The sequence below is a fragment of the Bacillus aquiflavi genome, assembly GCF_019915265.1.
Lineage (GTDB): Bacteria > Bacillota > Bacilli > Bacillales > Cytobacillaceae > Bacillus_BT > Bacillus_BT aquiflavi.
In genome coordinates, this window is record NZ_CP082780.1 from 2,191,946 (window position 1) to 2,205,393 (window position 13,448).

Here is a 13,448-nt window from a genome sequence, read left to right on the forward strand (position 1 = left end):
TTCACTTGAATACAGAAGTGACGTTCTACCTGAAAGGGTTAAAAAGTCATTTACACAAAATTATTGACACTGCCTCTCCTTCTGCAATACACCATAGACTAAAAAAATAACCTATTTTAAATAAAATGCCATAGTTATTCATACAAATTCTCAATCTCCGTAACCCAAAAACATTCCTCTTCCATACACTTGACGTCAATTCTTTTTAATTCTTCTTTTAACCAATTAATCACATATTCTGGTATATCATTATCAATAAAGGCATCCTCACCATTTATCTCTATTGCCTTATCAATCATTTTTGAATACACTAATAAACATTCTGCAAATTGGTTTATAGAAGAATTAATAAATACTTCTTTATAATTATCACTATTATTAAGAAATACTATATTTTCTTGTTTCTCAATTATACATATCGGATCGCCAGAACTAGTTGATCCCAGAAACCAATATTTTTGAAACTCTTCTGGCATCTTAAATACATTTGTAATAGATCTTATTAAAGATTGTGACGTGGTAAACTCTAAATATGGTGGCGGAGTTTCTGGTAAACCTCCTATAGACAAAAACTTCTTTCATCATCATCAAAAAATTTGTGCTCATTAAATCTTTGGAATTAAATTTAATTAGTGGACCATATTTGTTAACATCCCATTTATCATTAAATTCCTCTGGTAACATCATCTTTTCACCTTCTTAAATTATTTATAAAAGTTTCTAATCTAGTTGCAATTTCATCATCTATACCAGTAATCCCCCATTCCTTTTCTACATTATGAATACCACCATATCCAGGATGCAAACTTTTTGGTAAAGCTATAGCTTGACCACCTTCTCCTATATGATGATGCCTCATTGGTTCTTTTATATACTCCTTATACTGGGGAAAATGTTTTATAAATTGTTCATCAACAATTGGAACTCGACCTCTCTTTATCAAAGCCGTATTTTCTACACTCCAAAACTCCGGATTACTTTTAAGTAATGTGTTGAAAAACTTTTTTGCATTTCTCTCCCATCCTGCAGCATTAGTTCCTGAATTAGTTTTCCCTTTGAAGTTCATTTCAACTACAAGTCTAGGGTCAACTAAATACTCTTCATCATACTTTGTCAGGTCTCTACCTCTGTATCCCCTAACCTTATCATATTTGCCATCATTACTCCATTTAGGAACAGTAAAGGTTTCCTCCTTATTACCCGTATCCTTAGTTATCTTCTCCCTACCTTCACTCTTCACCGAAAACATTTGCGGGCGAATGTCTCCAAGCGGTTTCGTTCCCATTCCAATAATCGGCAGAGAAGAATAGCCTGTCGACAGTTGCTCTCGATAAAGTACAGGGACTTTCATCTTGCCCATTCCCGCTTTTGCTGCGTTGATCTTTTCTTGGATAAATTCCTTGCTGTATGGTTTACTGTTGTTCACTTTCGGTGATTTTCCAGGACTCTTTACGCTAGAAAGACCTTTTGCTCCTTTTAATAAGGTGCTTGGAATGAGAGACGGCAAGGCAGAACCAGTTGCATACATGATCCCTTCTTGTTCAACCGAATCGGTCACAACCTGTGCGACAGATTCCGCTGTACGAATAGGGTCTTGGATAAATTGTATCGCAGCCTGTGTGTATGTATCAATCGTTTGATCTGCCTTTTCTTTTAATTTAGGTGGTTCGATTACATCAGGAATAACACCTGATAGAATCACTACACCTGCATCTTCCACAACGGTGACCAATCCCGTCACCATCCCGACGATTCCATTTGCCAGCCCCTTGATGAGATCAGTGGCGCCTTCGGTTATATTTTCGACGACATCTCCTACTCCCTCAAAGAAGTTCGTATATTTCCCCTTCATTTTTGCGGCTCGATCATGGTACGCATCATCGACATTTTCAAATTTTTTTACTTTCATGTCGTATAGTTCCCACAGATCATCCATTTTGTTTTGAAGTTTGTTTCTAGTTGATTTAATGCTCGGTTGGATCATCAAACAAGCTTAAGATGGAAGAGGGTGTCTCGAAGCTTCGGTTTAATGCTTTCGTCACGTTTCTAGTGATGCCACTTTCTATTTGAGTGAGATTAATCCAAATATCATTACGGTCGACACGCATCATAGCGTTTCTCGCAATCGGGGAAATGTAAACGGTTGTATCTGCCACATAATTTTCGAATAATGACAAAAGATCGTTGATTTGTGTTTCGTATTTTTCGATTTTTTCCTGGGAACGATTGATCTTTTGATCCCATGCCTCGACACTTTCCCCTGATTCGTTTGAATCGCTGTGGAAACTTAATCAAGCGAGTCTTTCATTTCTACAAGGGCATGCTTATACATATGAAGCTGTCCAATCATGTCATCTAAAATCCCATAATTTATTTGTAAGTCACGCTTCACGACCGATCGCCCCCAATTGCCTCTCCAAGTTCTTCATCTACTTGTTTCATGCTTTCTAGCAATGTTTTGCCAGCTTGATAGATTTCTTGGAGCTGTTTGATTAAATCTTGATTGACATCATTATTCATGTTATCGAGGAGGGCATCGACTTTGGCGATAAAATCGGAATGAAAGTTTTTTAAGCGATCCCTTGTGTTCGAGCGAAAGGTTGTCGTGTAGCTTGTAAACTCATTCATCCCAGTTTGTAATTGATTTAATGTTGTTTGAAGCTCTTCGAGATGTAATTTAATTTCTTGTGTTGATCCCATGAAAAACTCAACTCACTTTTTCTTTTATATTGTCTATATCAATCATAATGTTAAATTCATCATCCATTCTCTATACATCTATTTTCCTAGTCTTTTATGTATTTTTTTTAACTAATAAATACTTAAATAGAACTTTCAACCTAAAAATGATATTATCCGGATATATAACTTTAAACATGAGCTCCTTGTTATTTAGAAGGGGATTTGATGGGGATATTCATTGTGGATGATTATCAACATTCGAAGAAACTTCCTTAAAATATTATGCAGTCAACAAAACAAAAACGATAATCTAGTATTATTTACTCTTACATATTTCGTTACGATCCTGTTAATTTCATACGATAGTTCGTCTCTAAATTTTTTTATTATTCCGTTTTTTTTTTTTTTCAAGAAATTTAGCGATTAATTGTTTGACAACAACTTTCGTTGATTTTATAAAAAGTTTCCATTCATCATTTAGGGATTTTGCCCTTGCTTCCTTTAAACTAGAAACTTTCTCCATTTTTCACCTCAATCCCGTAAGTGTCTTTTCACCAACAAATTATATCTTATACAGGACACACATCGAGTAGGAGGGGGTGATTAGCCCCCGACCTCTCACACCACCGACATACGGTTCCGTATACGGCGGTTCAATTAAGATGAATAACGCAAAGTTTCGTAACGAATTTGCAGACTTTTCAGCCCTTGGCTTTCCCAGTAGGAATTGTCAAGGGTTCTGTGTAATATGGGGCTTTTTGAAATGCGCCAGTACCCTTTCCGGGTATTCCCCCACTCATATGCTTTTCCGTATGGGATGTTTAAGCGAGTGAGGTTTCTGACTCTTGTCCGAGGTTTCTTCCAATTCTTCCATAGACACATTCTCAATCTTCGTTTAATCCAACTATCTAACAACTTGAAGATACTTGGTGTATCTGCTAGCGCAAAATAACCACACCATCCAATTAAATATTGGTTTAATTGCTTGATTCTGTATTCCATAGAGTATGGCATCTTTCTAGAGGTAATTTCTCGTATTTTCTTCTTCATTCGTTGGAGACTTGTTTTCGCAAATGCGAACCTTAGGTTCTTTATGAAATGTAAAGCTAAAACCCAGGAACTTTCGTTTCCATGGTCGGTCTACTGACGATTTTGTTTCATTTACTTTTAATCGTAGTTGTCCTTCAATGAATCGCTGCACACTTGCCATTGTTCGCTTTCCTGAACGTTCACTTTTTTACATAAATATTGCAGTCATCTGCATAACGAACGAATTTATGTCCACGTTTCTCTAACTCTTTATCAAGCTCATCTAATACGATGTTTGAAAGAAGTGGACTTAAAGGTCCACCTTGAGGTGTTCCTTTATCTGTACTCGAAACGACTCCGTTTATCATGACACCAGCTTGAAGATATTTGCGGATCAGTTTTAAGAGTGGTTTATCTTGAATTCTTTTCGCTAATGTTGCCATTAGTCGGTCATGATTGACTTTGTCAAAGAATTTTTCTAAATCCATATCTACTACCCAGCGATACCCCTCTTTTATATACCCTTTTGCTTTTCGGACAGCGTCGTGGGCGTTCCGATTTGGTCGGAATCCATAACTGTTATCCGAAAATGTTTTGTCATATTCCTTCGATAATATCTGCGATATGGCTTGTTGAATTAAACGGTCTGTCACGGTAGGGATGCCTAATAAGCGCACACCGCCGTCTGGTTTCGGGATTTCGACTCGACGTACTGGTTGCGGTTCATAGGTTCCCGTTAGAATCTGCGATTTAATGGTTGCCCAATTTTCGAGGATGTGCTGACGTAAGGTTTGTACGGGCATCATGTCTACTCCATGGCTTCCCTTATTCGCTTCTACTCGCTTTAATGCTCGTATCATGTTCTGCCGTTCCAGAATTTGATTCAACATTACCATTTCGTTCCTTCCCGTGAATAGCTTATCTTCTTTTGCCCAGTTGGACTACACCCTCCGCAAATACCCTCGTGGGATTCACCACTACTTTCTAAGCGTGAGGTTTCTCTGTTTTCTGTGTTCATTCATCCAAACTGGAAAGCCAAGGGGGCTATTCTTTCTTAATTGTTCAGTCCTTCCAAGTTGTTCTAGACCAACTCGTACTATGACCTCTGCTGACTTCTGACAGTTCAGTTACTTGTCACCAAGTAGGTTATGAAGGGAACTTCACGTTTCTGTCAGACCTCCCCGGGTAAGCGCATCCACTTTCACACCATCTATCCGCCTCATTTACTTGATATGACCTTCGACAGAAAGAGCTTTATTTTTGTTTGGCAAACTCACTCAATCATATCTAGCCTTGTATGAGATTCGTGTTCCTCGGATCGGTGTTTTGCCTCCAGCTTCCTTCAGATTCCATGTCACCACGGACACCCTTGCTCTTGGCTAACCTCTACTTCTGTCTTCGGGGTTCGGGACTTGCACCCTATAGTTCATGCGCATGCCGGGCACCAAAAAAAAAAACCGCCGCAAGTACTATTTGCAGCTTTTTTTTTTATTAATATATTGAAGTGTTTTCCGATGAAATATTTTCAATAATTTCTTTTACCCGTTTAAGGAATTGACCACAAATGAGTCCATCTAATACACGATGATCAAGAGACATACATAAATTAACGATATCTCTTACTGCAATCATCCCGTTATTCATCACCACTGGTCGTTTGACAATTGATTCTACTTGTAAAATTGCCGCCTGTGGATAGTTTATAATCCCCATTGATTGAACTGAACCGAACGAGCCGGTATTATTTACCGTAAATGTGCCGCCTTGCATATCTTCTGGAGTTAATTTTCCTAACCGTACTTTATTGGCTAGCTCCGATATCTCCCGAGCAATCCCTTTAATTGTTTTTTCATCTGCATCTTTTATGACAGGAACGAAAAGAGCATCTTCTGTCGCAACTGCTATTGATATATGAATATCTTTTTTCCTAATAATTTTATCGCCAGCCCACATTGAGTTAATTTGTGGAAATTCCTTAAGAGCTTGTGCAACTGCTTTTATAAAAAATGCGAAATATGTTAAATTAAAACCTTCTCTCATTTTAAACTCTTCTTTTATTGAGTTTCGATATTCAACAAGGTTTGTAGCATCAACTTCTATCATTGTCCAAGCATGAGGGGCTTCATGTTTACTGCGGGACATGTTAGCTGCAATCGCTTTACGCACTCCTGTAACTGGTATTTCTATATCACCTGAAGCTACTGGAACAGTTGTTTGTCCAGGTGTAGCTTTTGGAACTTCTATTTGCTCCTCATTAGCTTGTTTAACAACTTCAGCTTCTTGTTTGCTTACTTCTTGAATGTTTCCAGATTCAATTATTTTTAATAAGTCTTTCCGCGTAATTCTTCCGCCTGCACCTGTTCCAGTTACTTTTGTTAAATCAATGCCGTGTTGTTGAGACAGCTTTAATACAGCTGGAGAATAACGACTTCTAGCAAAGTGATTATGATTTGCTGTCGTTTCCTTTTCACGTTCTTCTATTTTTACTTTCGCAGTTTCTTCTATACTGCCCGCAACTTCAATAACGCAAATTGCTTCACCAACTGGAAGTGTATCTCCCTCTTTGGCTATTAACTCCTTTATCACACCAGTATATGAAGATGGAATTTCTGCATTTACTTTATCAGTCATTACTTCTGCCAGCGGATCATATTTATTAACTTTATCCCCTACTGAAACAAGCCACTTACTAATCGTTCCCTCTGTAACACTTTCTCCTAATTGAGGCATTGTAATTTGTTTTATCGCCAAAACGAGTAAACCTCCTTATTCATTCACGTAAAAATCTATTAGCAAATACCGAACTAATTTCGGCTAAAATTGAGCTAATTCACGCATTGCTTTTTCAACTTTATCAGGATTGACCATAAAATACTTTTCCATCGTTGGCGCGTACGGCATTGCAGGTACATCTGGACCAGCTAGGCGCTTTATTGGAGCATCTAAATCAAATAAGCAGTTTTCAGAAATAATTGCAGCTACTTCACTCATAATGCTTCCTTCTTTGTTATCCTCTGTTACGAGTTATACTTTTCCCTTTTTTGAAGCAGCGTTAATGATTGCTTCTTTATCTAATGGATAAACTGTTCTTAAGTCAAGGATATGAGCTGACACTCCATCTTTAGCAAGGCGCTCAGCAGCTTGTAAAGCAAAGTGTACACATAATCCATAAGTTATCACTGTAATATCATCACCTTCACGTTTTACATCAGCTTTCCCAATCGGTAAAACGTAATCCTCTTCAGGAACCTCACCTTTAATTAAACGGTATGCCCGTTTATGTTCGAAAAAAAGTACTGGATCTTCATCACGAATGGCTGCTTTTAATAAACCTTTTACATCGTAAGGAGTTGATGGCATTACAATCTTTAATCCAGGCTGATTTGCAAAGATAGCTTCTACTGATTGAGAATGATATAACGCACCGTGAACTCCGCCTCCATATGGAGCACGAATGACAATTGGACAGCTCCAATCATTGTTGGAACGATAGCGAATTCTGGTAGCCTCAGAAATAATTTGATTGACAGCTGGCATAATAAAGTCAGCAAATTGCATTTCAGCTATTGGACGCATTCCATACAGGGCAGCGCCGATCCCAACACCAGCAATTGCTGACTCTGCAAGCGGAGCATCAATTACTCTTTCTTCACCAAATTGATCATATAACCCTATTGTTGCCTTAAACACTCCGCCTTTTTTACCTACATCTTCTCCTAATACAAAAACTTTCGGATCTCTTTCCATTTCTTCACGAATAGCCGTTGTAACGGCATCAATATACGAAATTACAGGCATAATCGCTCCCCCTTACTTCTCGGCATATACGTACTTTAATGTGTGTTCAGGCTCAGCATATGGTGCTTTTTCCGCCTCATCAGTGGCCTCGTTTACAAGCTTCATGACACGATCGTTAATCTCTGATTCTAATGCATCATCCAGCACACCTGTCTCCTTTAAATACGTGGCAAATGTAAAAATAGGATCCTTTTGTTTTGCTGCTTCAACTTCTTCGCGATCACGATATGCGCGGTCGTCATCATCAGATGAGTGAGCCGTCAGCCGATATGAAACCGCTTCCACTAGTGAAGGACCTTCGCCTCGCCGACCACGGTCTGCTGCTTCCTTGACAACTCGGTATACTTCTAGCGGATCATTTCCATCAACTGTGATTCCTGGCATTCCATAACCTGGGGCCCGATCTGATACTTTTTCACATGCTAATTGTTTCTCAATTGGAACTGAAATTGCATATTTATTATTTTCACACATAAAGATAACTGGCAACTTATGGACTCCCGCAAAGTTAGCTCCCTCATGAAAATCTCCTTGGTTTGATGAACCTTCACCAAAGGTAACGAAGGTAACGAGATCCTTTTGCTCCATTTTTCCCGCTAGAGCAATTCCTACCGCATGAGGTACTTGTGTTGTAACGGGAGAAGAACCAGTTACGATTCGATTTTTCTTTTGACCGAAATGTCCTGGCATTTGTCGGCCTCCAGAGTTCGGATCATCTGCTTTAGCAAACGCGGAAAGCATTAATTCCTTCGCAGTCATACCAAAGGTTAAGACAACCCCCATATCACGATAGTATGGAAGGACATAATCTTTTTCTCGATTAAGCGCAAACGCAGCTCCTACTTGGGCCGCTTCTTGACCTTGACATGAAATAACAAATGGTATTTTACCTGCACGGTTTAACAGCCACATCCGCTCATCAATTCGACGGGCTAGTAGCATCGTTTCGTACATTTCTAGTACATTCTCATCACATAAGCCTAACGTTTTATGACGATTTTCAGCCATATGAATACCTCCTAAAATCTGTTTTTATCGTTTTTATGAATGAATGGCTTTACCATCAACAGCAAGAGCAGCTTCACCGATCGCTTCTGATAATGTTGGATGAGGATGAATCGTATTTGCGACTTCCCACGGGGTTGCATCTAATACTTGAGCTAGGCCTGCTTCTGAGATCATATCGGTAACGTGAGGACCGATCATATGAACACCTAAAATGTCGTCATTTTCTTCATCCGCAACTATTTTAACGAATCCGTCCGTTTGTCCAAACACAAGTGCTTTTCCAATTGCTCGAAAAGAAAATTTACCGACTTTTACTTTATGACCATTTTCTCGTGCCTCATCCTCTGATAAACCAACACTAGCAACTTCAGGATTACTGTAAATACATTTAGGAACGAGCTTGTAATGAATGATTTCAGGATTTTCATTAGCGAGATGATGAACAGCAGTTATTCCTTCATGGGAAGCTACATGAGCGAGCTGTAAGCCGCCGATTACGTCTCCGATTGCATAAATATGGGATTCTTTCGTTTGATAATATTCATTTGTAACGATAAATCCCTTTTCTACTTGAATGTCCGTATTCTCTATACCTATTCCTTCTATATTTGCTTGTCTGCCTACCGATACAAGCTATTTTTCTGCTATAAATTCTTTTTGTTGCTCCTTCACTTCAGCACTGATAGAAACATTTGCTCCTTTTTGTAATGTTTCTGGAAGCACCTTCGCACTTGTAACAATTTTAATCTTCTTTTTCTTTAATAAGCGCTGCATTTCCTTAGATACTTCCTTATCTTCCATTGGAATAATTCGGTCGGCATATTCTAACACTGTTACTTCAACACCAAAATCTGCGAGCATTGAAGCCCACTCAATCCCAATTACCCCTCCTCCTACGATAATGATTGACTTTGGCAGATTTTCCATCGCTAACGCCTCATCAGATGTCATCACATATTTTCCATCAATTTCGAGTCCGGGAAGCGTGCGGGGACGGGAGCCAGTAGCGATGATGACATTGTTTGGAATAAGCATTTCGTTTTCACCGCCACTATTCATCTCAATAGAAATCGTTCCTGGCATCGGTAAAAAAATGGACGGTCCTAAAATTCTCCCAATTCCCTCGTAAACATCAATTTTACCTTGCTTCATTAAATGTTGAACCCCTTTATGAAGCTGGTTAATTATTTTGTTTTTTCGTTCTTGAACTTTAGCGAAATTTACAGAAACATCGTTCGCAATTACACCAAATTCTTCACTTTTTTTTGTCGTTGCAAATACTTCTGCACTTCTTAATAAGGCTTTACTTGGAATACAGCCAGCGTGAAGACATGTACCGCCAAGCTTCCCCTTTTCAACAATGGCTGTTTTTAGTCCTAGCTGTGAAGCACGAATTGCTGCTACATAACCGCCTGTTCCACCACCAAGAATAACTAAATCGTATTCATGAGCCATTTTCTCTCTCCTCCATTCATTCCTTATCTTAAGTTAAACCTTTTCGGTCAGAGCATCACTCATTTGCGGATACTCTTTTGCTTCTTCTTCACATCGTAAAACTCTAAGCGCTCCTTGTGACAATGCTTGCAATTCATTTTCACCAGGACGGACAATTGTTTGGGCGATCCAGCTTACACGATTGATAATCATGTTTACAAATTCTTTTCCGTACGCTAACCCGCCTGTTAAGATGATTGCATCTATTTCACCGGCTAACACCGCACTTGCTGCACCAATTTCTTTAGCTACTTGATAGGCCATTGCCGAATAAATGAGCTTTGCTTTTTCATTATCCTCGATAATCATCTTTTCGACTTTTACTGCATCGTTTGTTCCGAGATAACCGACAAGTCCTCCTTTACCGACTAATTTCTTCATCACTTCTTCACGATAAAATTCTCCTGAGTAGCAAAGTGTAACTAAATCTCCCGCTGGAACTGTTCCAGCACGCTCAGGGCTGAACGGGCCGTCGCCATGAAGACCATTATTGACATCGATCACTTTTCCTTGTTTATGGGCACCTACAGTAATACCGCCACCCATATGAGCAACAATAAAATTTGCGCCTTCATAACTTTTTCCAAATTCCTTTGCAACACGACGAGCTACCGCCTTTTGATTAAGGGCATGAAAGATACTTTTTCGTTTAATAAGTGGAAAACCAGATATTCGTGCAATTGGTTCAAGCTCATCTACGACAACAGGATCAACAATAAAAGCAGGAATATTTAAATTAGAAGCAATTTCATAGGCTAAAATTCCGCCAAGGTTTGATGCATGCTGACCCGCATAACCGTTTTTAAGATCATCTAACATTGCCTCATTTACAAAATAAGTTCCTCCTTCGATCGGACGAAGCAAACCGCCGCGACCGCAAACAGCACTTAAATTCAAAATATTAATTCCTTCTTGATGAAGAGTTTCTATAATGAGTTTTTTTCGAAATCCATATTGATGAATCACATTTTTAAAGGAATTAATTGTTCCTGTATCGTGGCGAATTGTTTTTTCAAATATAGAAAATTCATTTTCGAAGACGCCAATTTTTGTTGAAGTTGACCCAGGGTTAATAACGAGAACCCTATATTTCTTCTCTTCTAACATATAAGCCCCTCCATATTATTTAGTTTCTTTTTCTATTGCAGGAGGAGAAGCCAGATAGTTTTTTGGTCCCAGACTGTTGACAAAGTAGCTTATTAACGACTGTTCTATTCGCCATCACCTAGTACTACGTGCTTCAGTTATCGTAAATACTTGCTTTGTCTAACAAACTGAGACCAAGTGGTTTTTGGCGCTACATTATTTGCGGCGACTTAAAATATGATGCTCATTTAGTAAAAATTGACTGCGAGAACGACGTACTTTTTCTATCCTTTCTTCAGCCATTCGATCAGCCGCTAAATATGTAGGAATATTGTCGCGTTTTGATATTTCAATCACTTTTTCAATGTTATCATAAATTGTTTCGACCTTTTTTAAAGCACGTTCTTTGTTGTAGCCTAATAGTTCGTCTGCGACATTAATTACGCCTCCAGCATTAATAACATAATCTGGGGCATAAACAATTCCCATTTCATGAATGATATCACCGTGGCACGTATCTTTTAATTGATTATTTGCAGATCCAGCGATAACTTTTGCTTTTAATTGCGGAATTGTGTCATCGTTAATTATTGCACCTAAAGCACATGGCGCATAAATGTCACATTCAACACGATAAATATCGTCTGGATCTACAGCTTGTGCACCAAACTCTTCAACAGCGCGCTGAACAGCTTCTTTATTGATATCAGTTACAATAAGCTTAGCACCCTCTTCATGCAAATGACGGCATAATGTATAAGCAACATTTCCAACACCTTGGACAGCAATCACTTTTCCTTCTAACGAGTCTGAGGCAAAAGCTTCTTTTGCAGCAGCCTTCATTCCACGATATACACCGTATGCAGTTACAGGTGATGGATTTCCTGATGAACCAAACGCTGGAGAAATTCCTGTTACATAATCGGTTTCCTCATAAATTAAATCCATATCTGCAACGGTAGTTCCGACATCTTCTGCTGTAATATAACGACCATTTAAACCTTGAATATAACGGCCAAAAGCACGAAACATTTCTTCATTTTTATCTTTCCGGGGATCTCCAATAATAACTGTTTTTCCACCGCCAAGATTTAAACCGGCCGCAGCATTTTTATATGTCATGCCACGCGCTAATCGAAGTGCAAGTGCATCCTCAATCGCGGCTTCTTCTGATTTGTATGTCCACATTCTTGTTCCGCCTAGTGCTGGGCCTAGAGTGGTATCATGAATCGCGATAATTGCCTTTAAACCTGATTGCTTATCTTGACAAAATAGTAATTGCTCATAGTCGTTTTTTTCCATATATTTAAAAATTTCCATCTATAATACCTCCTATTTATTTTTCAATCATTTTTCTGCTATACAAAGAGCTAATCCGAGTGAATTTAATTTACTTTGTGCAGAATCTGCTCTAGAAGTTAACACAATTGGTGCTTTTGCTCCAACAATCACAGCTCCAACATTTGCTTTTGCAAAATAAATTAGTGATTTATATAAAACATTGCCAACTTCAATCGTTGGCACTAATAATATGTCTGCTTTTCCAGCAACTTCATTATGAATCTCTTTATGTTCTGCTGCAAAAGCTGACACTGCATTGTCTAAGGCAAGTGGACCATCAACTACACAATTTTTGTTTTGGCCCCGTCTATTCATTTGTGTTAATAAAGCAGCATCTACTGTGGCTGGCATTGCTGGATTTACAACCTCAACGGCTCCTATTGGCGCAACTTTAGGGGTTTCAATTCCAATACAATTAGCAACGTGCACCGCATTATGAATAATTTGTACTTTTTGCTGTAAATCTGGTGCAATATTCATTGCGGCATCAGTTACAATAATTAAGCGATCAAACCCTTGAACTTCAAATAAAGCAACGTGAGATAAAATTTGTTCAGTTCGCAAGCCATATTCGTGATGAAGGACTGCTTTTAGTAAAATGGCTGTTGAAATATTTCCTTTCATTAAAACATCCGCTTCATTAAGCTTTACTGCTTTAACTGCTAAATCAGCAGCTCCGGCTTTTGTATTAGCATGGATAATGGATATTTTTTCATTTTTTGCTAACTTGGGATATTTTTCAGAAATTAAGTGATAAATTTTATATTTATCTCCAAAAAGCAAGAAATTAGCAAGGTTACGTTGTAATGCAATCGCGATAGCTTCGATCACGTTTTCATCCTCTGCAACCGCGACAGCGACTGTTTTTTCACTATATTGGGTTGCTTTTTCAATAAGAGATTCTATTTGCATATATTTTTCAAGTCCTTTCTTTTCAAATAACAGCATCCCAATATCACAATAAATATTAATGCAACTTTTGTGCCAATAGTTTATTTATGAAAACGCTT

Annotated in this window: 8 protein-coding genes and 4 pseudogenes; all 12 read right to left on the reverse strand. The window is 38.5% G+C overall.

What is annotated here, in order from left to right; translation table 11 throughout:
* Positions 1 to 134: 134 nt before the first annotated feature.
* Positions 135 to 687 (reverse strand): annotated as a pseudogene (locus K6959_RS10580) (SUKH-4 family immunity protein).
* Between the two features lie 4 nt (positions 688 to 691).
* Complete coding sequence (locus tag K6959_RS19165) at positions 692 to 1,909, reverse strand: hypothetical protein (RefSeq protein WP_262421767.1); 1,218 nt, start codon at positions 1,907 to 1,909, stop codon at positions 692 to 694.
* Positions 1,910 to 2,388: 479 nt separating this feature from the next.
* Complete coding sequence (locus K6959_RS10590; RefSeq protein ID WP_223086478.1) at positions 2,389 to 2,700, reverse strand: hypothetical protein; 312 nt, start codon at positions 2,698 to 2,700, stop codon at positions 2,389 to 2,391.
* A gap of 355 nt (positions 2,701 to 3,055) precedes the next feature.
* On the reverse strand, positions 3,056 to 3,205 hold the full coding sequence (locus K6959_RS10595; protein ID WP_223086479.1) for a hypothetical protein: 150 nt from the start codon (positions 3,203 to 3,205) through the stop codon (positions 3,056 to 3,058).
* Positions 3,206 to 3,339: 134 nt separating this feature from the next.
* Positions 3,340 to 4,601, reverse strand: a pseudogene (gene ltrA / locus K6959_RS10600) (group II intron reverse transcriptase/maturase).
* A 601-nt stretch (positions 4,602 to 5,202) separates the two neighbouring features.
* Positions 5,203 to 6,462, reverse strand: coding sequence for a dihydrolipoamide acetyltransferase family protein (locus K6959_RS10605; RefSeq protein ID WP_163239173.1), 1,260 nt, complete (start codon positions 6,460 to 6,462; stop codon positions 5,203 to 5,205).
* 63 nt (positions 6,463 to 6,525) lie between these two features.
* Positions 6,526 to 7,509: pseudogene (locus K6959_RS10610) on the reverse strand (alpha-ketoacid dehydrogenase subunit beta).
* A 12-nt stretch (positions 7,510 to 7,521) separates the two neighbouring features.
* Entirely contained in the window at positions 7,522 to 8,517 is a 996-nt protein-coding gene (locus K6959_RS10615) for a thiamine pyrophosphate-dependent dehydrogenase E1 component subunit alpha (RefSeq protein ID WP_163239177.1), read from the reverse strand.
* A gap of 33 nt (positions 8,518 to 8,550) precedes the next feature.
* A pseudogene (gene lpdA / locus K6959_RS10620) lies at positions 8,551 to 9,972 on the reverse strand (dihydrolipoyl dehydrogenase).
* Positions 9,973 to 10,005: 33 nt separating this feature from the next.
* Entirely contained in the window at positions 10,006 to 11,118 is a 1,113-nt protein-coding gene (gene buk / locus K6959_RS10625; RefSeq protein ID WP_163239181.1) for a butyrate kinase, read from the reverse strand.
* Positions 11,119 to 11,313: 195 nt separating this feature from the next.
* Entirely contained in the window at positions 11,314 to 12,417 is a 1,104-nt protein-coding gene (gene bcd / locus K6959_RS10630) for a branched-chain amino acid dehydrogenase (protein WP_223086481.1), read from the reverse strand.
* Between the two features lie 27 nt (positions 12,418 to 12,444).
* Complete coding sequence (gene yqiS / locus K6959_RS10635; protein WP_223088363.1) at positions 12,445 to 13,350, reverse strand: phosphate butyryltransferase; 906 nt, start codon at positions 13,348 to 13,350, stop codon at positions 12,445 to 12,447.
* Positions 13,351 to 13,448: the final 98 nt, after the last annotated feature.

What these genes read in the sequence shown, in the direction of transcription:
- bcd (WP_223086481.1), bottom strand. Translation starts at nt 12,417, where the DNA reads ATGGAAATTTTTAAATATATGGAAAAAAACGACTATGAGCAATTACTA.
- K6959_RS19165 (WP_262421767.1), bottom strand. Translation starts at nt 1,909, where the DNA reads ATGAAAGTAAAAAAATTTGAAAATGTCGATGATGCGTACCATGATCGA.
- K6959_RS10595 (WP_223086479.1), bottom strand. Translation starts at nt 3,205, where the DNA reads ATGGAGAAAGTTTCTAGTTTAAAGGAAGCAAGGGCAAAATCCCTAAAT.
- K6959_RS10590 (WP_223086478.1), bottom strand. Translation starts at nt 2,700, where the DNA reads ATGGGATCAACACAAGAAATTAAATTACATCTCGAAGAGCTTCAAACA.
- buk (WP_163239181.1), bottom strand. Translation starts at nt 11,118, where the DNA reads ATGTTAGAAGAGAAGAAATATAGGGTTCTCGTTATTAACCCTGGGTCA.
- K6959_RS10615 (WP_163239177.1), bottom strand. Translation starts at nt 8,517, where the DNA reads ATGGCTGAAAATCGTCATAAAACGTTAGGCTTATGTGATGAGAATGTA.
- yqiS (WP_223088363.1), bottom strand. Translation starts at nt 13,350, where the DNA reads ATGCAAATAGAATCTCTTATTGAAAAAGCAACCCAATATAGTGAAAAA.